The sequence below is a fragment of the Halobacterium jilantaiense genome (assembly GCF_900110535.1).
Lineage (GTDB): Archaea > Halobacteriota > Halobacteria > Halobacteriales > Halobacteriaceae > Halobacterium > Halobacterium jilantaiense.
This window is the reverse complement of sequence record NZ_FOJA01000001.1, coordinates 894,372-916,587: the sequence shown is the minus strand read 5'-3', so window position 1 is coordinate 916,587 and position 22,216 is coordinate 894,372. Positions and strand designations below refer to the sequence as shown.

The 22,216-nt window shown below is 69.6% G+C and carries 24 protein-coding genes, 1 other RNA gene and 1 pseudogene; 14 read left to right on the top strand and 12 right to left on the bottom strand.

Annotated features, from left to right (window positions below):
- Window positions 1-85 precede the first annotated feature (85 nt).
- A complete protein-coding gene (gene nth / locus BMW35_RS04655) occupies window positions 86-769 on the bottom strand; it encodes an endonuclease III (RefSeq protein WP_089668217.1) in 684 nt (227 codons plus the stop codon).
- Between the two features lie 134 nt (window positions 770-903).
- Here nth and mvaD point away from each other — a divergent pair, with 134 nt between their 5' ends.
- Window positions 904-1,875, top strand: a complete 972-nt coding sequence (gene mvaD, locus BMW35_RS04650; RefSeq protein ID WP_089668216.1) for a phosphomevalonate decarboxylase MvaD — start codon at window positions 904-906, stop codon at window positions 1,873-1,875.
- A gap of 55 nt (window positions 1,876-1,930) precedes the next feature.
- A complete protein-coding gene (locus BMW35_RS04645) occupies window positions 1,931-3,106 on the top strand; it encodes an NAD(P)/FAD-dependent oxidoreductase (protein WP_089668215.1) in 1,176 nt (391 codons plus the stop codon).
- Here BMW35_RS04645 and BMW35_RS04640 read toward each other — a convergent pair.
- Window positions 3,088-4,401: a phosphoribosylglycinamide synthetase C domain-containing protein gene (locus BMW35_RS04640; protein ID WP_089668214.1), complete on the bottom strand. Its 1,314-nt coding sequence runs from the start codon at window positions 4,399-4,401 to the stop codon at window positions 3,088-3,090. The genes BMW35_RS04645 and BMW35_RS04640 overlap by 19 nt on opposite strands.
- 657 nt (window positions 4,402-5,058) lie before the next feature.
- A pseudogene (locus BMW35_RS04635) lies at window positions 5,059-5,340 on the bottom strand (VOC family protein); the annotation flags it as partial.
- Window positions 5,341-5,471: 131 nt separating this feature from the next.
- On the opposite strand from BMW35_RS04635, the gene BMW35_RS04630 reads away from it, so the two are divergent.
- Window positions 5,472-6,230, top strand: coding sequence for a DUF2797 domain-containing protein (locus BMW35_RS04630; protein WP_089668213.1), 759 nt, complete (start codon window positions 5,472-5,474; stop codon window positions 6,228-6,230).
- Here the strand turns inward: BMW35_RS04630 and BMW35_RS04625 are convergent.
- Window positions 6,227-6,643, bottom strand: a complete 417-nt coding sequence (locus BMW35_RS04625) for a hypothetical protein (RefSeq protein ID WP_089668212.1) — start codon at window positions 6,641-6,643, stop codon at window positions 6,227-6,229. The genes BMW35_RS04630 and BMW35_RS04625 overlap by 4 nt on opposite strands.
- A 90-nt stretch (window positions 6,644-6,733) precedes the next feature.
- On the opposite strand from BMW35_RS04625, the gene BMW35_RS04620 reads away from it, so the two are divergent.
- Window positions 6,734-7,141, top strand: coding sequence for a hypothetical protein (locus BMW35_RS04620; RefSeq protein ID WP_089668211.1), 408 nt, complete (start codon window positions 6,734-6,736; stop codon window positions 7,139-7,141).
- Between the two features lie 19 nt (window positions 7,142-7,160).
- Here BMW35_RS04620 and BMW35_RS04615 read toward each other — a convergent pair whose 3' ends face one another.
- Both BMW35_RS04615 and BMW35_RS04610 read right to left on the bottom strand, forming a co-directional pair.
- Entirely contained in the window at window positions 7,161-8,267 is a 1,107-nt protein-coding gene (locus BMW35_RS04615; RefSeq protein ID WP_089668210.1) for a glycosyltransferase, read from the bottom strand.
- 1 nt (window position 8,268) lies between these two features.
- The gene (locus BMW35_RS04610) at window positions 8,269-9,357 is read right to left on the bottom strand and encodes a glycosyltransferase family 4 protein (RefSeq protein WP_177170770.1); all 1,089 of its coding nucleotides are present in this window, start codon (window positions 9,355-9,357) and stop codon (window positions 8,269-8,271) included.
- Between the two features lie 72 nt (window positions 9,358-9,429).
- Between BMW35_RS04610 and BMW35_RS04605 the strand changes: the two genes are divergently transcribed.
- From BMW35_RS04605 to BMW35_RS04595, 3 genes are all read left to right on the top strand, one after another.
- Window positions 9,430-9,705: a ribonuclease P protein component 4 gene (locus BMW35_RS04605; RefSeq protein ID WP_089668208.1), complete on the top strand. Its 276-nt coding sequence runs from the start codon at window positions 9,430-9,432 to the stop codon at window positions 9,703-9,705.
- A 123-nt stretch (window positions 9,706-9,828) separates the two neighbouring features.
- Window positions 9,829-10,071: a YhbY family RNA-binding protein gene (locus tag BMW35_RS04600; protein ID WP_089668207.1), complete on the top strand. Its 243-nt coding sequence runs from the start codon at window positions 9,829-9,831 to the stop codon at window positions 10,069-10,071.
- Window positions 10,071-10,949, top strand: a complete 879-nt coding sequence (locus BMW35_RS04595) for a mechanosensitive ion channel family protein (RefSeq protein ID WP_089668206.1) — start codon at window positions 10,071-10,073, stop codon at window positions 10,947-10,949. The genes BMW35_RS04600 and BMW35_RS04595 overlap by 1 nt, the downstream gene beginning before the upstream one ends.
- Before the next feature lie 9 nt (window positions 10,950-10,958).
- Here BMW35_RS04595 and BMW35_RS04590 read toward each other — a convergent pair whose 3' ends face one another.
- Window positions 10,959-11,408 (bottom strand): universal stress protein, encoded by a 450-nt coding sequence (locus tag BMW35_RS04590; RefSeq protein ID WP_089668205.1) that lies wholly within the window; start codon window positions 11,406-11,408, stop codon window positions 10,959-10,961.
- A 202-nt stretch (window positions 11,409-11,610) separates the two neighbouring features.
- Between BMW35_RS04590 and BMW35_RS04585 the strand changes: the two genes are divergently transcribed.
- Both BMW35_RS04585 and BMW35_RS04580 read left to right on the top strand, forming a co-directional pair.
- Complete coding sequence (locus BMW35_RS04585) at window positions 11,611-12,492, top strand: GAF domain-containing protein (protein WP_089668204.1); 882 nt, start codon at window positions 11,611-11,613, stop codon at window positions 12,490-12,492.
- Window positions 12,485-13,135, top strand: coding sequence for a DUF7504 family protein (locus BMW35_RS04580; RefSeq protein ID WP_143052151.1), 651 nt, complete (start codon window positions 12,485-12,487; stop codon window positions 13,133-13,135). The genes BMW35_RS04585 and BMW35_RS04580 overlap by 8 nt, the downstream gene beginning before the upstream one ends.
- 127 nt (window positions 13,136-13,262) lie before the next feature.
- Here the strand turns inward: BMW35_RS04580 and ffs are convergent.
- Window positions 13,263-13,573: signal recognition particle sRNA (gene ffs, locus BMW35_RS04575), an RNA gene on the bottom strand.
- A 104-nt stretch (window positions 13,574-13,677) separates the two neighbouring features.
- On the opposite strand from ffs, the gene BMW35_RS04570 reads away from it, so the two are divergent.
- From BMW35_RS04570 to BMW35_RS04560, 3 genes are all read left to right on the top strand, one after another.
- Entirely contained in the window at window positions 13,678-14,529 is an 852-nt protein-coding gene (locus BMW35_RS04570) for a nucleotidyl transferase family protein (RefSeq protein WP_089668202.1), read from the top strand.
- 8 nt (window positions 14,530-14,537) lie between these two features.
- Window positions 14,538-14,816: a DUF5798 family protein gene (locus tag BMW35_RS04565; protein ID WP_089668201.1), complete on the top strand. Its 279-nt coding sequence runs from the start codon at window positions 14,538-14,540 to the stop codon at window positions 14,814-14,816.
- A gap of 111 nt (window positions 14,817-14,927) precedes the next feature.
- Complete coding sequence (locus tag BMW35_RS04560; RefSeq protein WP_089668200.1) at window positions 14,928-15,908, top strand: PLP-dependent cysteine synthase family protein; 981 nt, start codon at window positions 14,928-14,930, stop codon at window positions 15,906-15,908.
- Between the two features lie 42 nt (window positions 15,909-15,950).
- Here BMW35_RS04560 and BMW35_RS04555 read toward each other — a convergent pair whose 3' ends face one another.
- The 4 genes from BMW35_RS04555 to BMW35_RS04540 all read right to left on the bottom strand — a co-directional run bounded on the left by BMW35_RS04555 (window position 15,951) and on the right by BMW35_RS04540 (window position 19,701).
- Entirely contained in the window at window positions 15,951-17,477 is a 1,527-nt protein-coding gene (locus BMW35_RS04555) for a hypothetical protein (protein WP_089668199.1), read from the bottom strand.
- A 180-nt stretch (window positions 17,478-17,657) separates the two neighbouring features.
- A complete protein-coding gene (locus BMW35_RS04550; RefSeq protein ID WP_089668198.1) occupies window positions 17,658-18,068 on the bottom strand; it encodes a CoA-binding protein in 411 nt (136 codons plus the stop codon).
- Between the two features lie 31 nt (window positions 18,069-18,099).
- Window positions 18,100-18,744 carry an RAD55 family ATPase gene (locus BMW35_RS04545; RefSeq protein ID WP_089668197.1) on the bottom strand — a complete coding sequence of 215 codons (645 nt, stop codon included), beginning with the start codon at window positions 18,742-18,744 and terminating at the stop codon, window positions 18,100-18,102.
- A 117-nt stretch (window positions 18,745-18,861) separates the two neighbouring features.
- A complete protein-coding gene (locus tag BMW35_RS04540; RefSeq protein ID WP_089668196.1) occupies window positions 18,862-19,701 on the bottom strand; it encodes a geranylgeranylglycerol-phosphate geranylgeranyltransferase in 840 nt (279 codons plus the stop codon).
- Between the two features lie 74 nt (window positions 19,702-19,775).
- Between BMW35_RS04540 and BMW35_RS04535 the strand changes: the two genes are divergently transcribed.
- Entirely contained in the window at window positions 19,776-21,503 is a 1,728-nt protein-coding gene (locus BMW35_RS04535) for a multicopper oxidase domain-containing protein (protein WP_089668195.1), read from the top strand.
- On the top strand, window positions 21,500-22,198 hold the full coding sequence (locus BMW35_RS04530; protein ID WP_143052150.1) for a cupredoxin domain-containing protein: 699 nt from the start codon (window positions 21,500-21,502) through the stop codon (window positions 22,196-22,198). The genes BMW35_RS04535 and BMW35_RS04530 overlap by 4 nt, the downstream gene beginning before the upstream one ends.
- The last annotated feature ends 18 nt before the right edge of the window (window positions 22,199-22,216 follow it).

The window sequence follows — 22,216 nt, the reverse complement described above, 5'->3', positions numbered from 1 at the left end:
GTAAAACGTCTCGTGAAGCTAAAATCGCGGTTTCATCCCCGGTGAACCGGGGACAAACGTCGACTTACCGCCGGACGGAACGGTGTTACCACTCGCTGCCGTCCGCGAGGTCCACGTCGCTGTCCGCCTTCGAGGACGGACAGATGTCCGAGAGGACGCAGTCCGCGCAGTCGGGGTTCCGCGCCGTACACGTCTCTCGGCCGTGCGCGATGAGCCAGTGCGTGTAGTTCTTCCAGTGTTCGCGGGGCACCACCGGCATCAGGTCCTCCTCGATGGCCTCCGGCCGCTCCTCCTCGGTGATGCCGAGCCGCCGCGAGAGCCGCTGGACGTGCGTGTCGACGACGATGCCTTCCGTGATGTCGTGGCCGTGCTGGAGGACGACGTTCGCCGTCTTCCGGCCGACGCCGGAGAGGTCGGTCAGCTCGCTCATCGTGTCCGGGACCTCGCCGTCGTGCTCGTCGCGGATGGCCTGCGCGGCGCTCTTGATGTAGCCCGCCTTGCTGTTGTAGTACGTGATGGAGTTCAGGTCCTCCGCGAGTTCCTCCTCGTCGGCGTTCGCGTAGTCTTCGACGGTCTCGTACGTCTCGAAGAGGTGTTCGGTCTCCTTGTTCACGCGCTCGTCCGTGCACTGTGCGGAGAGGATTACGGCGACGAGCAGTTCCATCCGGTTCGAGAACGTCAGCGAGATCTCCGGCTCCGGATACGCCTCGGAGAGGCGGTCGATTACCTCTACGGCCTGCGCTTCCCCCGACTCCAGACGTGTGCCCATACTGTCGCCTGTGCGCCGCCGCCCTTCGCTGTACCGGAAGCGGGCGAACGTTCGAGTACGGGGCGTCGTCCGGCGGGCGGGCGCGCTGGCCGGCTTCCGGGACGTTTATGCGCGCGACAATCCGGCTACGTGGTATGAAAGCGACCGCTCGAGCGCACCCGATTCAGGGACTGGTGAAGTACCACGGGATGCGGGACCACGACCTCCGGTTCCCGTACCACGACTCCATCAGCGTCTGCACCGCGCCGTCGAACACGACGACGACGGCCGCGTTCGACCCGGACCGCGAGGAGGACGTGTACGTCGTGGACGGCGAGACGGTCGACGGGAGCGGGGCTGACCGCATCCGGTCCGTCGTCGACGAGGCCCGGCGGCGCGCGGGCGTCGACCACCGCGTCCGTCTGGAGAGCGAGAACAACTTCCAGACGAACATCGGCCTCGGGTCGTCGGCGTCCGGGTTCGCGGCGGCGGCGCTGGCGTGCGTCGAGGCGCTCGACCTCGACCTCACGCTGCCGGACGTGTCGGCCATCGCGCGCCGCGGGTCGGCGTCGGCGGCGCGCGCGGTCACGGGCGGCTTCTCGGACCTCCACGCGGGAATGAACGACGAGGACTGCCGGAGCGAGCGCCTCGACGTAGACGACGACCTCGCGGACGACCTCCGCATCGTCATCGGGAAGGTACCGGCGTACAAGGAGACGCAGGCCGCCCACGACGAGGCCGAAGACAGCCACATGTTCGAGGCCCGGCTGGCGCACATTCACCACCAGCTCGGCGTGGTGCGTGACTCGCTCCGCGAGGGCGACTTCGAGCGCACGTTCGAGACGGCGGAACACGACTCGCTGTCGCTTGCCGCGACCACGATGACTGGTCCCTCGGGGTGGGTGTACTGGCAGCCCGAGACCCTCGAAATCTTCGAGGCCGTCCGCGACCTCCGCGAGGACGGCGTGCCCGCGTACTTCTCGACGGACACCGGCGCGACCGTCTACGTGAACACGCGAGCCGAGCACGCCGACGAGGTCGAGGCGACCATCGCGGACTGCGGGGTCGACACCGACGTCTGGGAGGTCGGCGGCCCCGCCCACGTCGTCGACGACGCCATCTTCTGACGTCGGTCTCGCCGCCGGGCATACGGTTTTCCCTCGTCCGTCCCAAGACGGGGGTATGCGAGTCGTCGTGCTCGGCGCTGGCTACGCGGGTATCGTGGTCGCCGGTCGACTGGAAGACACTCTCCCGGAGGACGTGGACCTGGTCGTCGTCGACGAACACGACTACCACCTCGTCCAGCACGAACTCCACCGCGTGATACGGCGACCCGGGCTCGCGGACGACGTTCGCGTGCCGCTGCGCGACATCTTCGACCGGGCGCGCGTTCAACAGGGTCGCGTGAGCGAGGTGGACCAGAACGACTGCGTCGTGGAGTTCGCCGACGGCCGCAGCCTCGAGTACGACGTGGCAGCGGTCTGTCTCGGCGCGGAGACTGCCTACTACGGGCTCCCGGGCGTGGAAGAGCACTCGTTCCCGGTGAAGCGGCTGGCGGACGCGGAAGCGATTCGGGCGCGCTTCGAGGGCGTGCTCGAATCGGGCGGCACCGCTGTCGTGGGCGGGGCGGGTCTCTCTGGCGTCCAGACGGCCGGCGAGCTCGCGGCGTTCGCGCGAGACGCCGACGCGGGTGATTCCGTGGACGTGGTGCTCTTAGAGCAGGCCGACCGGGTGGCACCGTCCTTCCCGCCGAAGTTCCAGGAGGCGGTCCGCGAGGAGCTGCTGCTGGAGAACGTGGACGTGCGGACTGGTGTGACGGTCACCAGCGCCACCGGGGACGCAGTCGAGACGGCCGACGGGTCGGTTCCCAGCGACCTGTTCGTGTGGACGGGCGGCATTCAGGGCCCGGACGCCCTCGGCGGGGAGCGGCCGTCGGTGCGAGCGGACCTTACCGCAGACGACCACACGGTCGTCGTGGGTGATGCGGCGCGCGTCGTCGACGCCGAGGGGTCGGCCGTCCCGGCGAGCGCGCAGACCGCAGTCCGGGAAGCGAGGGTCGCCGCGGCGAACGTCGCGTCCCTCGTGGCGGACCGCCGCGACGGCGACGTCCGGCCGCGACAGCGCTACACCTTCGAGTCGCCCGGCTGGCTGGTGTCAGTCGGGGACGGTGCCGTCGCCCAGATCGGGCCGAGCGTCGTCCGTGGAACTGCCGCGAAGGCCGCGAAGGTCGGCGTCGGCGTCGGTTACCTGGCAAACACTGGGGGCGTCGAGGACGCGGTCGGGCTGCTCCGTGAGGAACTCGGGCTCGGCGGCCGAGAGCGCGACGAAAATGCGGGCGGTCAGGCCGGACCGAGGTAACCCCAGGCCTGGAGGCGGTCGCCGTCACCGCCGACCCAGCGCTCCCCGATGTCGTCCCGGTAGTACATGTTCGGCATCGTGATCGCGTCGACGCAGTCGTAGCACTGCTCGCGGGCGGCCTGCATCGTCTCGCCCTTCCCGGTGACGACCAGCGGCATCCCGCTCTCGCCGGCGGCCCGCCACTGGCCGTCGACGCGCTTCGCGTCCTCGAGGTGGTAGCCCTCGCGGCTGTCCGTCTCGAAGACGACGGCGGCGTTCCGCGAGTTCTCGTCGTACGTCTGCTCGTCGTCGAACGGGAACGGCGGGAGGACGACGCGCACCGCGACCTGGAACCCCTGATGGACGTCGAGGTCGGGGTCGTTGCCGTGTGCGAGGTCGTAGAAGAACTCGCCGGTCGGCGACTCGAAGGATTCCTCCTGGAGCGCGATGGTCGGGTAGCCGAACCGCGGCGTGAACTCCAGGGGGTAGATGCCGGAGTCGTTGACGATGCAGTTCACGTCGATGCTGCCGACGTACCCCTCGTCGGCGAGCCACCCCTCGAGCTTGCCGAGCGTCTCGGCGAACAGTCGGTTGCGCCCCGCCCAGAACATCGACGTCCCCATCTCGCCGGTCGACGGGCCGACGTTCCCCGGGAACAGTTTCTTGTGCTCGAAGTTGAAGTTCACCCGGTCGACGAACGAGTTCCCGTCGAAGAAGCCACAGACCGCCACCTCGACGCCCTCGACCTTGCGCTGGAGCTGGAACCCCTTCATGCGGTGACCCCAGGCCGTCTCGTAAGCGCGCAGGACGTCGACGACGTCGCTGCCGTCGTCCTCGTCGCCGACGTACAGCAGCCGTTTGACGTTCTGGACTTCGCCGAGCGGCTTCACGACGTAGGGAGCGGGGTTCGCTTCGACAAACTCGATGGCCGCGCCGAAGTCGGTGAACACGCGGTGGTCGATGGTGTTCACGCCCTGCGATTCGAGGACGTCCATGGCGTACCCGCGGTCTTCCTCGAGGCGGTCGGTGTTCGGTGTCCCGCCGACGACGGCCGTTCCCTGTTCGCGGAGTTCCTCGGCGAGCGCGCCGGTCCCGACTTCGTCGCCGACCCAGATATCGTCGAAGACGACGACGTCCGCCCAGTCGGCGTCCGAACGCCAGTCCTCGCTCCGTGTGACGAACCCGTCACCGATGTCCCGGTCGCTGTCCGCTTCGACGTAGTGTCTGACGTCGTGGCCTTCGCGGTGGAGTTGCCACGCGAGGTCCGTCGCGAGGGCGGCGTCGGCCGACACGATGAGAAACCGTCTGGCAGTCATACACGTCCCTCGTAGCGCGCTCTGAAAAGTGTACGCAGGGACCCCACGGGTGTAGTGTGGTCAATGAGAGTTTGTGACACAGGCACAACGAATTTATACCGTACCCACGCAACCTCGTGGTATGGCTCAACGAATCAATCGACGCAACGTCATTCGCGGCCTCGGCGCAGCCGGCATCGCGGGACTCGCAGGCTGTACCGGAGACGGCGGCGGTGACGGCGACAGCGGTGATGACGACACAACGACGGAATCAGGCGGGGGCGGCGGTGGAGACACCACGACGACGGAGTCCGACGGTGGCGGCTCCATGGACCGCACCATCAAGCAAGGCGTGTTGCTGCCCACCACGGGCGACCTCGCGGACCTCGGTGGCCCGATTCGTAACGGTGCCATCCTCCCGCAGACCGTGCTGGAAGGCGAGACCGACTTCGAACTGGACTTCTCGGTCCAGGACACCCAGACCGACCCGAACGCGGCGCAGTCCGCCGCACAGTCGCTCCGCGCCGGCGGTTACCCGGCGGTGACGGGCGCGGCGTCCTCGGAGGTCACCATCTCCGTCGCGGAGAACGTCTTCATCCCCTCTGGAATGGTCGGCTGCTCGCCCGCGAGCACGTCCCCGGCCATCAGCGGCCTCGAGGACAACGGCCTCATCTACCGGACGCCGCCGACCTGCGTGCGGAGGCGGCCGCGGTTCGAGGACCGCTCGTCGCTGACGAATACGGTGAGGATGCGGCCGTCGCCCGTGTCGAAGAACAGGTGGGTCTGCGAGGGGTCGTCGAGGTTCGGCTGCCGCATCACGAGCGGCATCCCGAGCAGGTCGCGGTAGAACGCGATGGTCTCCTCGGCGTTGCTCCCCCAGACCGTGACGTGGTCGGTGCCGGTGGTTCGGAACGGGCTGTCGGGCACGTCGGCGCTGACCGGGATGGAGTCGTCTGCCATACCTCGTCTAGTCGTTGACGGCGGAAAAGGGCTCGCGGGCGTCCGTGCCACCCGGTGACGGCGGTGTCACCGCCGCGCGCTGCCTGCCCGGGAGCGCCACCGCTTTATCTGGGACCGTCATACGTCGTCGCGTGCAAGTCGTCGGGTACGAGACGACTCCGGGCGGCGGGCCGGCAGCCCTCCGCGTCGCCGATGCGGGCGAGGTCGACCGCGTCCCGCTGGTGGCCGGGAACGAACTGGCCTACACGCTGGGCGACCGCCACTGCGCGGGCGTCGACCGCGGCAGCGACGGCCACCGGACCTGCCAGCGCCCGGACGCTCCGTACTGCGACGAACACACCTCGACGTGGCCGTGTGCGCGCTGCACCGGGAACTGCGCGATGCCGCTGGACTCGTGTCACGAGGAGCACGCGGTCTACCTCGCGGCGTTCGCGCCGGACACGTTCAAGGTGGGCGTGACGCGCTCGTGGCGACTCGACACCCGGCTCCGCGAGCAGGGTGCCGACCGCGCGGCGCACATCCGGACCGTCGAGGACGGCCGGCGCGCCCGCCGTATCGAGGCCGGCATCGCCGACCGAATCCCCGACCGCGTGCGCGTCCCCACTAAACTCGACGGCTTCGGCGAGTCGGTCGACGACGAGGCGTGGCAAGCCCTGGTCGACGACTTCGACCCCATCGAGGAGTTCGCCTTCGACTACGGCGTCGACGTGGACAGCCGGCCGGTCGCGGAGACGATGCTCACTGGGACCGTTCGCGGGACGAAGGGGCGCGTCCTCCTGCTGGACCGGCAGGGGACCACCTACGGCGTCGACATGCGGGACCTCGTCGGCCACGACCTCACGGCGGGTGCCGACGACCGGGACGTCCAGTCCAGCCTCGGCGCGTTCTAGTCCGTCGTGTGGCGGCCGTCGATGGCCGAGTCGTTCGCGACAGTCACGACGTACCCCTCGCCGGCGTACACGTCGTGGGTGTGAGTCGCGTTCGCTGTCGACACCGTAATCCGGTACTGGTCGCGGTCGGCGACTTCGCTCGTCAGGTAGAGCTGTGAGCCGGGGTCCATGGTCGTCTCGCGCTCGTAGAACGTCGTCCCGGTCGGCACGGAGCCGAGTGTCACCCGCACCGTCGTCGGGCCGTCGCCGCTGTGCAGGACGGTGAGGGCAGGCGGCGACGACGCGGTCGTTGTCTCGGCGGGCACGTACGTCGTCTGCGGGTTCTCGGGGGTGACGCCCGTGGGGCCGGTTCCCCCACAGCCAGCGAGCAGGACGAACCCGACGACCAGCAGGGCGGGCCAGCGGGACTGCACGCGTCGGCGTTCTCCCGAATCCGGCATGGGTCTTCCGGCCGCCGTCTCCGGAAGCCGGCTTTTTTCAATGCGGGCGGCGAATCGTGAGGTATGGCAGACGACGAACCAGACCAATCGGACGCCGAGAACGGCGACGACGGGGAGGAGAAGTCCTTCCGGGAGCGCGTCGAGGAGATTCGCCAGGAGCGAGCCGAAGAGCGCGACGAGGGCGACGGCGAAGACCCCCGCGAGCGCATGAAGGACGCGATGGGCGGCGGTGCGGGCGGTCCGCCCGGCATGGGCGGCGGCGGCGGTGGTGGCGGCAATCCGTTCGCGCAGATGATGGGCGGCATGATGGGCGGCGGTGGCGGCCCGCCGGGGATGGGCGGCGGCCCCGGCGAGGAGTCCGGCGACAGCGGCACCAGCGAGAAAGTCGAGCGCGAACTGGAGATGCTCCGCAAGGAAGTCGAGCGCACGAACAACAAGCTCGACCGTATCGCGAACGCGCTCGAAGACTGAGCGCGCTTCCGGTGAGGAGTTACAGGAGGTCGCGGTAGCGGGCCGCGAGCCGGTCGATGGCGCGTCCCACGCCTGCTTCTTCACGGCGCGCCAGGCAGTTCTCCGCGAGCCGGTCGCAGTCGTCCAGCGTCCGCCGTATCGCGCGCCGGAACCCCGGGATGCTCCCCTCGCCGTAGTGGTAGCCGGTCTCGCCGTCGAGAATCGTCTCGGAGAGCGCGCCCGCGTCGACGCCCGCGACGGGCGTGCCGCAGGCGTTGGCCTCCAGCGCGACCAGCCCCTCCGTCTCGACGGGGCTCGGGAACGCGAACGCGTCCAGCGCCGAGTAGAACGCCGGCAGCTCGTCGCGGTCGAGGAACCCGAGGAAGCGGGCGTCGACGTCGCGCTCTGCGGCTTCGGCTTCGAGGTCGTCGCGCGCGGGGCCGTCGCCGCCGAACACGACTGTGACGTCGAGGTCTTCGGCGGCCGCGAGCAGGTCCGAGAGCCGCTTCTCGTAGCCGTGCCGGCCCGTGTACCCGACCAGCGGCTCGTCCGTCGGGAGGTCGTGGCGCGAGAGGAACGCCGTGGGGTCGGTCGGGCGGAAGTGCTGGGTGTCGACGCCGTTCGGCATCACCTCGACGGGCGTGTCGACGCCGAGGGCTCGAACCGTCTCACACGTGCGCTCGCTCGGGCAGAGCACGAGGTCGGCGTGCCCGAGGAACCACCGTTCGTAGCGCTCGCTGGCGGCCCGCACGACACCCGTGAGCGCGTCCGGACCGACGTACTCGGCGTACTCGGCGGTCGGCGTGTGGTAGGTCGCGACCAGCGGGGTGTCGCTCCGGCGCGCCAGCCGGAGGCCCGCGAGCCCTAGGCCGAACGGCGTGTGGGCGTGAACGACGTCGGCGTCCCGGACCGCGTCCGGCGTGCTCGGCAGCGCCATCCGGTAGCCGTCGTAGAACGGGAACGGCAGGCTCGACACCGGGTGTTCGCCCTTTCCGGGCGTGTGACTCGACTTCGGGTAGACGACGGGCATCCGGCCGTCCCGGGACTGGTACTCCTCGTGCCACGAGGAGACGGTGTACGTCACGCCGTTGACCGTCGGCAGGTAGGAGTCAGTGAACGCGGCGACGGTCGGCAGGGCTCCGCTCACGCTACCCCTCCACGGCGTCGCCCGACGCGGCTCGCTCGACGTTGCCGTCGAGGAGCGCGTCGTAGACGTCGGCCAGTTCGTCACCGATTCGGTCCAGGCTGTGGGATTCGGCCGTCTCGCGGGCGTTCTCGCCGAGGCGCTGCCGCAGGTCGGGGTCGTCGGCGAGGCGTTCGAGCGCTTCCCGGAACTCCTCGAACGTCGAACACATCAGGCAGTCCTCGCCGTCCGTGAAGAACTCCCGGAACACGTCGATGTCCCGGAGGACGACCGGCTTCCCGCAGGCCATCGCTTCCAGGACGGCGATGCCCTGGTTCTCGACTTTCGCCGGGAAGAGGTAGACGTCGCCCGCGCCGAACGCCGCGCGCTTGTCCTCCATGAACCCGGTGAACGTCACGTTCTCGGGCGGATTGTTCACCCAGTGGCGCGTCGCGGTCCCGGCCTGCGGTCCCTCGTCGTACGGGCCGAACCACGCGAAGTCGTAGTCGGTGTCTTTCGCGAGTTCGCAGAACATCGTCAGGCCCTTGCGCTCGAACACCTCGCCGACGGCGTACACCACCATGCCGTCGAGGTCGAAGCGCGCCCGGGTCTCCTCGCGGAACTGCTCGTACCCCTGCATGCTCTCGACGTCCACGCCGTTCGAGATCTGGCGGATGGGGGCGTCCACGGGGTACGACTCCAGCACGCCTTTCGTGTACTCGCTCGGGCAGAGCACGAGGTCGGCCTGCGAGTAGAACCACCGCAGGTAGGGTTCGAGGGCGGGCGCGACTCTGCTCGACCCCCGGAAGGACTGCGCGAAGTCCTCCTTAGTAACGTGTGCGTGCAGAATCAGGGGGATGTCCTCGCGTCTCGCGTGCCGGGCGACTGCGACGCTGCCCGGGCCGACGAGGTTGCAGTGCGCGAGGTCGACGTCGGTGAAGTAGCCCTCGCCCGCGAACAGGGTGCCCAGAGACTGCACGGGGTTGCCGGCGCGCCAGGGCGTCTCGACTACCTCGACGTCAGTCGTGGAGAGCGCTTTCCGCTGCTGGCGGGTCGCCGTCACCATCCCGCCCCGGACGGCGTCCTCCAGTTCGAGGTAGTTCAGCGCTCGCATCAATCGGTGGATGCTGGTGGCCGCCGATAACCCTACCGGAACTGTCTTGGGCCGCACAGACCGAGAGCCGGTATGTCCATCGCGGCCGAACGCATCGACCGCCTGCACGCGCTCGCCCGAGCGACGGCGCGCGCCGGCGACGACGATCGCGCCCGCGAGTACGTCCGACTCGCTCGTCGGCTCGCGGAACGCAACCGCCTCCGGCTCCCCCGCGAGTTCCGGCGGTTCACCTGCGACGCCTGCGACGCCTTCCTCGTCCCCGGTCGGAACGCCCGCGTCCGCACCCGGAACGGCCACGTCGTCGTCACCTGCGACTGCGGGACCCAGGCCCGCTACCCCTACGAGTGACCCGTCAGCCGGCCCGCGTTCGAGCGTCGGTTAGTTCTCGACGACGAACCGCGGTGTAGCCCGCTGGAACCGGACGGCCAGGCAACAAGCTTCAAACAGCCCGGGCCGCAAGCAGGGGTAACAATGTCCGACGACCTGGCGACGAAAGCCCACGAGGCAGACGTCACCGTCTGGGTTGGGAAGGCCGGTATCGAGTCCGTCGTCGAAGAGCTGTCCGACCAGCTCGACGACCGCGACGTGGTGAAGGTGAAGTTCCTCCGGTCGGCCCGGGGCGGTGACGAGACGGCCGACCTCGCCGCGGACCTCGCAGAGCGGACGGGAACCGAGGTGATCGACGTGCGGGGCAACACGGCGGTGTACCGGTGATGGCCATCGAGCCGCTGCCGGGTCTGCAGGGTGCTCTCGGCGACTACGCTATCGCCGTCACTCAGGCAGTGTACTTCGTCGTGTCGTTCCTGGCGGTGTACCTCGTCGGCCGGCTGGCCGTCCAGCCGCTGTTCGAGCGCGTGCTTCAGCGCCGGAGCCTCGACGCCCACGCGCGACGACCGCTGAAGCGCATCGTGAGCGTCGCTGTCCTCTTCGTCGCCGTCTCGGTGGCGTTCGGGTTCGCGGGCTACGGGAACTTCCTGACGAGTCTCGCGACCATCGCGGCGGCCGCGACGCTCGCCATCGGGTTCGCGATGCAGGACGTCATCGCGAACTTCGTCGCGGGCGTGTTCATCTACACGGACGAGCCGTTCCGCATCGGCGACTGGATCGAGTGGGACGGCAACTCGGGCATCGTCGAGGACATCAGCCTCCGCGTCACGCGGGTCCGCACGTTCGACAACGAGCTACTGACGGTGCCGAACTCCACGCTGACCGACGGTGTGGTGAAGAATCCGGTCGCGAAGGACAAGCTCCGGCTCCAGTTCATGTTCGGCATCGGCTACGACGACGACATCGAGGCGGCGACGGATATCATCGTCGAGGAGGCCGAAGCGCACCCGGACATCCTCGACGATCCCGCCGTGTCGGTGCGGCTGACCGAACTCGGGGACTCCTACGTCGGGCTCAAGTCCCGGTTCTGGATCGGGAATCCGTCCCGGTCCGACTTCGTGAAGACCCGCGGCGAGTACGTCACCGCGGTCAAGCAGCGCTTCGACGAGGAGGGCATCGACATCCCGTACCCCGTCCGCACGCTCGACGGCGACGTGGACGTCGAGGTGACCGGTGAGGCTGTCACCGACAACCTCGAAGCGTAATCCGTCCAGTCAGTCCGCCGTCTCCGTTTTGACGACCGTGGTCGGCCGGTGCGTGAGCCGAACCACGCGGTCCGTGACGCTGCCGAGCAGCGACCGGTACTCGTCCGGCCGGCGCTTCGTCCCGAGCACCAGGAGGTCGGCGTCCTCGTCGTCGGCGTAAGCCACGACCGCCTCGGCCGGGTCGCCGTACCGCATCGCGTCGATGGTCTCGACGCCGGCCTCCGACGCCCGCTCGCGGACACCGTCCAGTGTTTCCCGCCCGTGTTCTTCGAGGCCGTGCTCCGGGCCCTCGGCTTCGTCCACGTACTCGTCGCCGCTGTACGCGGTCGTCACCGCTTCGTCCACGACGTAGAGGACGTGGAGCGTGGCGTCCATAGACGCCGCGAGTTCGATTGCGTGCGCCTCGGCGTCTTCCGATGCGACACCGCCGTTCGTCGCGAGCAGGATGCGCTCGTACATACCCACACCTCCCGCACCGCGGACAATAAAGGCGGCTGTGGTTCTCGGCGACCGGGACGAACCCCGTGACAGCGTGGCCGTGTCACGACACGCGACTGCGGCGAGAGTGTTGCGGGAATGACGGGATATTCGGTCGTTAGCGAAGCTGTCCGGTGAATCCACGAGTACCAACGTTTAGGAGGGCGGACCAGCAACAGCGGGTATGATTCTCTGCGTCGACCCCGACGCGGCCGCCCGCGAGCGGACCGCGGTCGCGCTCGCCGACGCCGGATTCGACGTCGAACACGCGGGGTCACTCGCCGACGCACGCGACGTGCTCGCCGACCGAGCGAGCGTGGACTGCCTCGTCACGGAGTACGACCTCGGCGACGGCACCGGTCTGGAACTCGCCGAGGGCGTCCGCGAGCGCTCGCCGGACGCGGCGTGCGTGCTGTTCACGACGACGCCGCTCGACGACGTCGACACCGGGACGTTCGGCACACTCGTCGCCGAGTACGTGCGAAAACAGGGCGAGGACCGCGAGGAACTGCTCGGTCTCGTCGAGCACGCGCTGGCGTTCCGCAGTCAGACCGCGTACCCGCTGCCGGACGACGAGGCCGCACGCGTCGCGGCGCTCGAACAGTACGCGACGGACCCCGCCGAACTCGGGGACTCACTGGACCGCTTGACGGTGATTGCCACGGAGCTGTTCGACGCGAAGGCGGCTGCGGTCGGTATCATCGACGCCCACAGCCAGAAGTTCCTCTCGTGTCACGGTATCGCCTTCGAGCCGATGGACCGTGAGGACACCACGTGCACGTACGCGATTCTCGACACGGACGTGATGGTGGTCGAAGACGTCTTGGCGGACCCCCGGTTCGCCGACAACGAGGCCCTGGACGCCGCGGGCGTGCGGTTCTACGCGAGTGCGCCGCTCGTGACGCCCGACGGGCAGGCAATCGGGACGTTCTGTATCTACGACGACGAGCCACGAGCGTTCCCCGAGAGGGACCGCGAACTCCTGTCGATGCTCGGCGACGAGGCGATGGAGCAGTTGACGTTGCGGCAGCGCGCTCCGGCCGACGGAGGTGACGACGATGAGTGACGCCTACGAGTTCGCGGACCTCCCGCTGGCCTCGCTCCGACCGGGAACGACAGTGCTTGTCACCGGTCCCGCACACGTCGGTACCCGGAACCTCGGGTTCCAGATGCTCTCCGGGCCACCGAGCGAGGGGTCTATTCTCATCAGTACGAACCATCGCGCGGACCGCATCGCCGACGACTGGGCCCGGAGCGGCTTCGAACTGGTCGAGGACCGGGCGGCGATTCTGGACTGCGTCGGCGACGAGGAAGCGGACGTGCCCGCCCGAGTGCTGCCGGTGTCCGGCCCCTCGGACCTGACGGGCATCGGGATGCGGTACTCGGACGTCTACCGGACGTTCACGGAGACCGGCATCGAGCGCGTGCGCACCGGGCTGTTCTCGGTCTCGACGCTGCTGTCGTTCGGCGACCTGAAGACTGTCTCGCGGTTCGTCCACACGCTCTCCGGCCGCATCGACGCCGTCGACGGCATCGGCATGTTCTTCATCGACCCCGGGATGCACGACGACCAGACCGTGAGTACAGTCACGCAGTTCTGTTCGGCACGGATCGACGTTCGCGAGACGGAGACCGGCCAGGAGTTACGCGCCCGCGGCATCCCCGGCCAGTCTCGCGAGTGGATGGACTTCGACGTGCGCACGGAGTGACTGACCGGAGTGTCGCGCCCAGCGCGAGCCGGCCGACAGACCAGAACGATTGCGCCACCGCTGTGCGGTTTTAGCGTAGATTTTGCGACCGTGAGCCGTCGGCTCTCGGTCGTAAACGGTAGTATGAATGTGGACGCTCGGGGTTGCCCGGCGTTCCCGGCCGGGTAGTCCCGGTCGCCTTCTCCACCCCGCGACCCGTCGAGCGACGGGCGTTCGGTGGTCCGCTGCTCACTTCCGTGCCTGGCGGGCTGCCACCGTCGAACCACGACGTAACGCCCCTGCGGGTGCACGCCGCGGACCGCCGTCCCCGACGGACGAGGCTTCCACGTTGGCTTCCGGGGCCCGACCGCGTCGGCCGGACTTCCCCGTGTTTCGGCCCCCGCTGATGACTGTCTCACGGGTGGAGGGCGGAGCCAAACCGCCCGGCCTAGTCCACTTTCACCTACCCGGGTCGTTCTTAAGGGCCTTTCGGGTTCGCGTGAATGGTGTTCGCTACCGTGTCTCGCGTTATCACTTTGTCGAAGTCCGTCGTGTCTCCGAGTATGTCCGCGCTACCGAACCACTACGAGACCCTCCGCGAGGTGTTCGACTACGACCGTCCGACCGTCGACATCGGCGACGTGGACGCCGAGGTCGTCGACCGTGCGTTCGCTGCGACGACCGACGAGGACGCGCTCCGCGAGGCGGCCGACAAGGAGACGCTGTTCGTGGCGAGCGCCGGACTGACGGGGCCGCCGCACGTCGGCACCGTCGCCCAGATGTTCGCGGTGAAGCGCCTGCGCGAGGCGGGCTTCGATACCGAGTTCCTGCTCGCCGACTACGAGAAGGTCGCCGCGGGCGGCCGCGACCTCGACGTCGTCCGGGGCCTCGCCGACGACTACCGGGCGTTTCTCGACGGCATCGGGTACGACGGCCGCGTCCGGACGCAGTACGACGCCACCGGCGTGATGCAGACAGCGTTCCGGCTGGCACCCCACTTCGACCCGGACGCCAGCATCGGCGTCGACGCGGAGCCGACTGCGTGGGTCGAGGCCCTCCAGGCCGCGTACGAGCGCGACCGCGACGGCCCCGCCGACGAGGCGACGACGACCGACTTCGGGGGCGACGCGGCGAGCCTGCTCTGTCTCGCGGACTTCGTCCACCCGACGCTGGCCGACGGCTACGACCAGACGGTGTTCGTGTTGGGCGTCGACGAGCACGCGCTCGTCCGGGCGAACGAACACCACCTCGCCGACGCGCCCGTCGACGCCGCCCGGCTGGCCGAACTCGAAGCGGCCTGCCGGGCGGGTGGCGGGGTCTGGGACGCCGCCGTCGAGGAGTACGCGGACTTCCTCGCCGACCTGTCGCGGGCGTGGCCGTCGGAGGGGAAACGGTCAACCACCCGGGGCTGCTAGCGGGTCGTATGGGATTCGGTTCCACCGCGAAGAAGCTCCAGAAGGTCACCGAGTACGCCGAGCAGCTCTACGAGCGCTTCGAGAAGCTCCGCAACGAGGTCGACGCGCTCCGGACCACCGTCGAGGACACGAACGACCGCGTCGAAACGCTGGAACGCCAGCTCGCCGAGCAGCGCGCGCTCGTCGAGGCGCTCGCCGAACAGGACGGCGTCGACGTCGAGGCGGCGGTCGAGGACGCGGCGACGGCACCGGAGGCTGCCGCCGACGGCGGGAGTCAGGCCGAGTGACCGACGGCAGCGGGTCGCCCCCACAGCCGACGCGCGCGGCGGCGGGTCCGAGTGGCCGGGGGCGGCCCGGATGGTAACGACTAAAGAACGCAGGCAAAAATTACCGACTCGATGACTACCCACCGGAGGCCGCTGGAGTCCGTGCTCGACACCGTCGGCGAGACGCCGCTCGTGCGCGTGCAGGCCGCGCCCGACGACGTCCCGGTGTACGCGAAACTGGAGTCGTTCAACCCCGGCGCGAGCATCAAAGACCGCATCGGGCTGTACATGGTCGAACAGATGCTCGAATCCGGGAAACTCCCCGAGGGCGGCACCGTCGTGGAGCCGACCGCCGGCAACACCGGCATCGGCTTCGCGGTCGCCGCCGGCCAACTCGACGTCGACGCCGTCTTCGTCGTGCCCGAGCGCTTCAGCGTCGAGAAACAGCAACTGATGCGCGCGCTCGGCGCTGACGTCATCAACACGCCGACCGAGGACGGCATGGGCGGAGCCATCCAGCGCGCCCACGAACTCGCTGAGGAACTCGACGACGCCGTTGTCCCCCAGCAGTTCTCGAACCCCCTGAACGCCGAGGCGCACTACGAGACGACGGGCCCGGAGATCGACGAGGCCCTCGACGGTGAGGTCGGCGCGTTCGTCGCCGGCTGCGGCACCGCCGGTACCCTGATGGGAACGAGCCGGTACCTCCGCGACCAGGTGTCGGACCTCCACGTCACCGCCGTCGAACCGCAGGGCTCGCTGTACGGCACCACGAAGGGACAGGACCTCGACGAAGGCGAGTACAAGACCGAGGGTATCGGCACCCACAACCCCGAGACGAGCGAGCTGTTCGACCCCGAGTTCGTCGACGACATCGTCCAGATTCTCGACGAGGATACGCACGCGGAGATGCAGCGCCTCGCCGCCGAGGAAGGCCAGCTCGTCGCGTCCAGCGCCGCCGCGAACAGCCTCGCGGCCCTCGATGTCGCCGAGCGCGCGGCCGCCGGCGACATCGACCTCCCCCACGACTGCGTCGTCACCGTCTTCGCCGACTCCAGCGAGCGCTACCTCTCGAAGGGCGTCTACGGCAGCTACGAGGAGTGGGAGGGCTGAGGGCCAGCGTCGCCGCTCAGACGCTGCGAACCGCTCGCTCCACTACGGAAGGGTGTAGTTCTCGATTCGGCGCACGGCGCGCCTGTACGCGACCAGTGTACTCGCTCCAGCCGCGACTATCGTCAGCGCGAGGGCGGCGATACCCACCCCGGAGGAATAGCCGACAGTCCCCGTCTGCGGAGCGAACCGCAGGCCGTACGCGATTCCCGGTGGAACGCAGACCAGTGCAGTGAAGCCCACGACGGCGGCGAGGTGAACGAAGCCGCGCCGGCCGACGACATCGTAGACGACGGCGTCGGTGAACGGCAGCGGAACCGGCTGGAAGTCGAGGTACTTGATGCGGGACGCGAGGGCGGCACCGGTCGCGACGCTGCACGCACAGAGCGCGACGCCCGCGACAGCGAGTATCGCGAGTTCGAGTGCGTGCAGGGGACTGAAAGCGCCGAGGACGGCTGTCGTCGCGACGACGACCGGGCCGCCACTGGCGACGCCGGCGAAGAGGACGCCGCGAACGAACGTGGACGCCGGGACCGCCGTCAACGTCGCCGAGAGCGACCGGTAGTCAGAGGCGAGCGTCCGCAGCCCGAAGACGAGTCCCGTCGACGACGCGACGAGGAACGCGGCGACGACGAGCGACACGCCGGGAACGGCTTTGGCAGCGAACGCGGGGAGAAACACCGCGGGCGTGAAAAAGAGCAGGTACGCGACACCGTACAGGCCGCTGGGGACGCGCCGCTCCTGCACCCATCGTTTGCTCGCCACCGTCCGGACGGGCCGGGAGACGTGCCGTCGGACGAGGGCCGTATCCAGGATTCCACCCGGGACTCGCTTCGACCCACCGGTCGACCGTTTCCCTGTGTGGTCCGCGGCCCACGCGCGCTCTGCGAGGCCGACGATAGCCCACGCTGTCGCGGGGACAGCGACGAGAGTGATGCCGACGGCGGCAGCGGCGCGAGCGCCGCTTGCCGCCGGCGTGGCGGCGAGCGCGAGGTCGACGAACCACGCGGACGGCAGCCCAGCGGCGACGGGTGCGACCGACGGCACATCTACCGGTCCGGTGACGACGACCATCCAGAGCAGGAGGCCGACGGCGAACGCGACGGGCCTCGACGCCGCTGTCGCCGTTTGGGCGAGCGGCGAGACCCGCTGGAGGAGGGTGACACCGAACGCAGCGGCGACGCCGACGAGCGTAGCCACCAGAAACAGCGCCGCTCCCGCCGACAGGGTCGTGGCCGCAGAGAGCAGCGATCCAGTGCCGACGCCGACGCCGACCGCCACGGCGACGAGCGGGGGTGTCGCGACGACGCCCAGTTTCCCGGAGACGGTCGCCACGATGCCGGCCGCCACCTGATTGTCGGGGAGCAGTACCCGGAGGTGCTCGACGTCGGCGCGTTCGAGCGTTCGAACCGACTGCCGCGCCGCGGCGAACGCGACGGTAACGAAGCCGCCTAGCGCGAGGACTGCGACCGAGTCTAGTGGCGCGGGACGCGTGGAGAGGCGCGCGCCGAAGGAAACGGCGCGAACGCCCGCCAGACCAGCACTCCCCACCACGGCGACGAGGACGAGCACTTGCCACGTCCACGAGTCGCTCGCCCGTCGGTGGGCTCGACGCCACTCGGTTACGGCGATGCGGACCGCGTGACCGACTCCGGAACGAGAGCGCACGAGTCACTGGACCGTCTGCCGGACGCAGCAAAGAACTCCCCCAGCCTTCGCACGTAGTGAGAGCCACGCATCTCGGCGCGCGCCTTACGCCGTCAGCCGCCGGTGTTCGACCTTCATGCACTTGTCTTGGACGACGCGCAGCCCCGCGTCCTCCGCCCGGGCCGCCGCCTTGTCGTCCGTGATGTCGAGTTGCAGCCAGACCACCTGAACGTCCCCGCGGTCGATGGCTTCGTCGACGATGCCGGCGACTTCCTCGCTCGGCCGGAACACGTCCACTACGTCCACGTCCTCCTCGACACCGGAGAGCGAGTCGTAGGCCGTCCGGCCGAATATCTCGTCGGCGAACGGATTCACCGGAATCACGTCGTAGCCGTGCTCGCGGAGGTACCGCGGAATGTCGTGGGCGGCCTTCCCCGGCGTCGACGAGCAGCCGACGACCGCGACGCTGTCGAGGTCGAACACGTCGGCGAGACCGCTGTCGGATTCGACTGGCATGGACGCGGCTACGTCGGCCGCGAGGATAAGCCTACAGCTCGCGCCACGAGTCGTCGTCGCCGACGCCGAGCAGCCGCGCGCGGAAGCCGTCGTCGCGTTCCTGAATCGAGATGACGCCGTCGAACAGCTGTTTGAGGGTGCTCACGGTCTGTTCGTCGTGGGCGGTGGAGTCGACGACGAACGCGCCGAGGGCGTCCGCGGACTGCACGCGGCCCGTGAACACGTGCATGAACCGGAAGACGGTCTGGAGGTCGGAGTACATCAGCAGCGTCGACAGCGAGTGCAGGAGGATGCGGTTCTTCTGCACGCCGCGCTGCTCGTAGAGCGTCCGCAGCAGCTCCGAGAGCTCGATACCGATGCCGGTCAGGTCGTTCGGAGACGACGCGTACCGGACCAGATCCGACTCCCGCTGCGTCCCCATCCCCTGTTGTTTCGTCACGCAGTCGACGACGCCGATTGTCGGATTCTGGGCGGCCACGAGGTCCGCGAAGTCCTCGAGAACGCGGTCAGCGCCGTCTTTCGTCGTGACGACGATAGCGCCCTCGCCGCCCTCGATGCCGTCCGACAGAATCTGGAAACCGAGGTCGCGCTTGCCGCTCATCGGCGGTCCCTCGATCAGGAGGTTCGTGCCCTCCTGTACTTCCACGCCCGAGAATGCCGCGCCTAGCTCGTACATGTCACTCGTCGCCTCCCGACAGCGACCGGGGGCGAACCGTCGGGTCCCGAAGTTCCCCCGTGCTCATCTGCCCTGATTGTGTTCGGTTTCAGTTATATTCCTTTTGATTGGGGGGCCTCACGTCGGGGCCAGTCGACCGACGACGAATGCGCCCGCGGCAAGTAGTTGCCCCACTTTCAACAGTGCCTGACCGCGCGCCGGGTCCCCGAAACTCCGGGCTGCGGCCGCGAGCATCACGGCATCCGCCGGCAGGACGGCTGCGAGGTACCACCAGTTGAACGTCCCAGCGAGGTACGGGAGTGGGCTGGCTGCCACTGCGAGCACGAGCAGGCCGGCACCTATCTTGAGCGCGCGCCGCTCGCCGACGGCGACGGGGAGCGTGCGCAGCCCCTCCTCGCGGTCCCCGGCGACGTCCTCGACGTCCTTGACGACCTCCCGCGCGAACGTCGAGAGCGCGGCGAGCGCCGCGAGCACCGCGCCCGCGAGCGGGTCGCCGACGGCGGCCGCGCCGAACAAGAACGTGCTCCCGCCGAGGTACGCGACGAGCGCGTTCCCGGCACCCGGCAGCCCCTTGAAGTACTGCGTGTACGTCACGAGCCCGACGAGGTTCACGGCGGCGATGGCGAGCGCGAGCACCGGCAGCGTCACCGCGAGCACGGTCGCGCCGGCGAACAGCACGACGCTGAACGCGAGCGCGCCGCGGGCGGAAACCGCGCCCCGCGGAATCGCGCGCTCGGGGTCGTTGATGCGGTCGATGTCGCGGTCGAAGTAGTCGTTGACGGCGTTCCCGCCGGCGGTCGCGAACCACGTTGCGCCCACGGCGGCCGCGGTCGCCGTTCCGTGGTCGAACGCGCCGCCCGCGACGAACGCACCGATGAACGTGAGCGCGCCGGCGGCCAGCGTGTTGACTGGTCGCGTCAACTCCAGCAGCCCGCGTCCCGTCTCCGCGACCGTCATTGCCGGAACCGGGGAGGGCCCGCCACTAAAAGCGAGCGAAACCAACTTCCCGTCGCGCTCCGACGGGACGGTCGATGGCAGACCGTCCCGCCCACACCCGCCCGGACGCCGCTCCGACGCCCTCTCTTGCGGTAGTCAGAACTGCGGTCGTCGTCGCGCTTCTCGTCACTAGTGCCGCCGTCGCAGGCGTCGGTGTCGCGGGCGTCGGCGCGGCCGCCGGCTCGACCGCGTCGACACCCGGCTCCGCGCCTGTCGCACAGTCCGCGCAGCCCGACGAGTCGGTCTGCGAGTTCGACCGGCCGTCGTGGCGCGCACCCCAGCTCGTCGCCGGCGTCCGCGTGGACGCCGAGCGCGCCTGCCGGCCGGACGACCCGAACGTCGTCGTCGCGAGCGTCCTCGGGACGAACGAAGCACCGGCGGCCGTCGTCGAGCGTTCCGGGCTGGCGCGTGACGCGGTCGTCAAAGACGAGGACCGCGACGGCGACGGGGACCCCGATGTCGTCGAGGTGACGGTCGAGGCGCTGTCGGTGAACGGCCACAACGCCGCGCTCTCGCAGGCCGTCGCGCCGGGCGTCACCCCCGCGATGTGGCTGTTCGCGCCCAAGACCCAGGGCATCGTCGTCCCCGGCACGGCGGCCGGCGACCTGGTGCGCGCACCGAGCCCGCCGATTCGCGTCGAGGCCGGCGACACGCTCCGCCTCACGGTGGAGAACACGCACTACCTCCCGCAGTCGCTGGCGTTCCCCGGCGTCGACGCCGCCGTCGTCGCGAACGGCAGCCGGGTCGACGACCTCCATGCGCTCGACGACCCCGTCGAGCCCGGCGAGGCGCGGACGTACGAACTCACGCCCGAGGAACCCGGGACGTACGCCTACCGGTCGAGCGCGGCCGGCCCCGGCGCGGCCATGGGGCTCGCGGGCATGCTCGTCGTCGTCCCGAACGCGTCCGAGAACCGCGTCCAGACGCTGAACGTCGGCGGCGGCAAAGTCCGACACCCCTCCGAGGGCCTCTCCCACGACGCAGTCTACGACCTCCACTACCAGGCCATCGACGAGACGCTCCACGACATTCCCCAGCGCTACGACGACGTTCGCGCCATCGCCACGGCCGTCACCCGGACCTACGACGCGACGGACGCCAGCCCCGACTACTTCCTCGCGAACGGCCGCGCGTTCCCGTACACGCTCCGCGAGTCCGTCGTCGCCACCGAACCGAACGCGTCCTACGCCCTGCGCGTGTTCAATGCCGGCGACGACACGCTCCCCCTGCACGCGCACGGCCACGACCTCACCGCCGCGAGTGTCGGCGGCGAGGGAGCCGCCGCCACTGTGCGAGCCAGCGACCCGGTCGCGCTCTCGCCCTCGGAGCGCGCGACACTCACCTTCCGGACGCCGGCCTCGCCGTCGGGTGACGCTGGCGTCCAGTTCCTCCACGACCCACGGACCGCGGCCGTCACGACCGACGGCATCGCGCCCGGCGGGAGCGCGACCGTCGTCGCTCCCCGGAACGCGCTCCGCGATAATGGCATCCCGGCCACAGCGAACGTCTCCCGGTACTTCGACGCCGCCTACTACGCCGGCGATGTCCCGACCTGGCGGCACCTCGACGACTCGCGACTCGCGGCCCCGCCGGCCGACCTCCACCCGAATCGGACGACAACCACGACCGACTCGCCGCCGCCCGCGCCGGCTCCGTCCGGCGGTGCCACGGGGCTGCCCGACGCCGTCCTCCTGCTGACCGGCCTCGTCGCCGGCGGTGTGCTCGTCGCGGCCGGCGTCGCAATCGGGAGGTGGACGACGTGACCAGTCACCGCTACGGGCGCGTCTCTGCGTTCGCCGCCGTCGCTGTCCTCGCTGTTGCCGTCGCTGGCTCCGCGAGCCTCGCACTCGCAGCCGACCCCGTCTCCAGCGCGGCCGGCAGCGGTGTCGTCGCCCACCCGACGCCAGACGGCGACGCCGAACCCGAGACGCGCGTCGTCGAGAACGGCAGCGTCGTCAACGCCAACGGCACTGTCCGCCCGCCCGGCTGCGAGGCAATCCAGGGAGAACGTCGGCTCACCGTCGACGCAGGCCGCGAGTACGCTGCCGACGGCGACGCGTTCGGCTACGACCTCGACAGCGTCACCGCGCCGGCCTGCACCCGGCTGGTCGTCACGCTCGTCAACCACGACGACGTCCGCCACCAGTGGGTCGTCAGCGGCCTCCCCACTGCCACCTACCCCGGCGGGTACGTCGCCATCGAGGTCGCGCACCGCGGCAGCGTCACCGCCGCCTTCGTCACCCCGAGCGAGTCCGGGACCTACGAGGGGCTCTCCACGCTCCCCCAGCACGAACAGACCGGCATGCAACTCCCACTGGTCGTCACCGGCGGCGCGTCGGACCAGTCGACGGCCACAGTGACGACAACGCCGGACGCCGACGGCTCGGCACCCGGTCCCGGCCTGCTGCTGGCAGTCGTCGCGCTCGCCGCCGCCGTCCTCCTCGCCGCCCGCCAGTGACTCCGAATCACGGGGTTT

What these genes read in the sequence shown, in the direction of transcription:
- BMW35_RS04560 (WP_089668200.1), top strand. Translation starts at nt 14,928, where the DNA reads ATGACTACCCACCGGAGGCCGCTGGAGTCCGTGCTCGACACCGTCGGC.
- BMW35_RS04645 (WP_089668215.1), top strand. Translation starts at nt 1,931, where the DNA reads ATGCGAGTCGTCGTGCTCGGCGCTGGCTACGCGGGTATCGTGGTCGCC.
- BMW35_RS04535 (WP_089668195.1), top strand. Translation starts at nt 19,776, where the DNA reads ATGGCAGACCGTCCCGCCCACACCCGCCCGGACGCCGCTCCGACGCCC.
- BMW35_RS04600 (WP_089668207.1), top strand. Translation starts at nt 9,829, where the DNA reads ATGTCCGACGACCTGGCGACGAAAGCCCACGAGGCAGACGTCACCGTC.
- BMW35_RS04620 (WP_089668211.1), top strand. Translation starts at nt 6,734, where the DNA reads ATGGCAGACGACGAACCAGACCAATCGGACGCCGAGAACGGCGACGAC.
- BMW35_RS04580 (WP_143052151.1), top strand. Translation starts at nt 12,485, where the DNA reads ATGAGTGACGCCTACGAGTTCGCGGACCTCCCGCTGGCCTCGCTCCGA.
- BMW35_RS04590 (WP_089668205.1), bottom strand. Translation starts at nt 11,408, where the DNA reads ATGTACGAGCGCATCCTGCTCGCGACGAACGGCGGTGTCGCATCGGAA.
- BMW35_RS04585 (WP_089668204.1), top strand. Translation starts at nt 11,611, where the DNA reads ATGATTCTCTGCGTCGACCCCGACGCGGCCGCCCGCGAGCGGACCGCG.
- nth (WP_089668217.1), bottom strand. Translation starts at nt 769, where the DNA reads ATGGGCACACGTCTGGAGTCGGGGGAAGCGCAGGCCGTAGAGGTAATC.
- BMW35_RS04640 (WP_089668214.1), bottom strand. Translation starts at nt 4,401, where the DNA reads ATGACTGCCAGACGGTTTCTCATCGTGTCGGCCGACGCCGCCCTCGCG.
- BMW35_RS04610 (WP_177170770.1), bottom strand. Translation starts at nt 9,357, where the DNA reads ATGCGAGCGCTGAACTACCTCGAACTGGAGGACGCCGTCCGGGGCGGG.
- BMW35_RS04565 (WP_089668201.1), top strand. Translation starts at nt 14,538, where the DNA reads ATGGGATTCGGTTCCACCGCGAAGAAGCTCCAGAAGGTCACCGAGTAC.
- mvaD (WP_089668216.1), top strand. Translation starts at nt 904, where the DNA reads ATGAAAGCGACCGCTCGAGCGCACCCGATTCAGGGACTGGTGAAGTAC.
- BMW35_RS04595 (WP_089668206.1), top strand. Translation starts at nt 10,071, where the DNA reads ATGGCCATCGAGCCGCTGCCGGGTCTGCAGGGTGCTCTCGGCGACTAC.
- BMW35_RS04605 (WP_089668208.1), top strand. Translation starts at nt 9,430, where the DNA reads ATGTCCATCGCGGCCGAACGCATCGACCGCCTGCACGCGCTCGCCCGA.
- BMW35_RS04550 (WP_089668198.1), bottom strand. Translation starts at nt 18,068, where the DNA reads ATGCCAGTCGAATCCGACAGCGGTCTCGCCGACGTGTTCGACCTCGAC.
- BMW35_RS04570 (WP_089668202.1), top strand. Translation starts at nt 13,678, where the DNA reads ATGTCCGCGCTACCGAACCACTACGAGACCCTCCGCGAGGTGTTCGAC.
- BMW35_RS04540 (WP_089668196.1), bottom strand. Translation starts at nt 19,701, where the DNA reads ATGACGGTCGCGGAGACGGGACGCGGGCTGCTGGAGTTGACGCGACCA.
- BMW35_RS04545 (WP_089668197.1), bottom strand. Translation starts at nt 18,744, where the DNA reads ATGTACGAGCTAGGCGCGGCATTCTCGGGCGTGGAAGTACAGGAGGGC.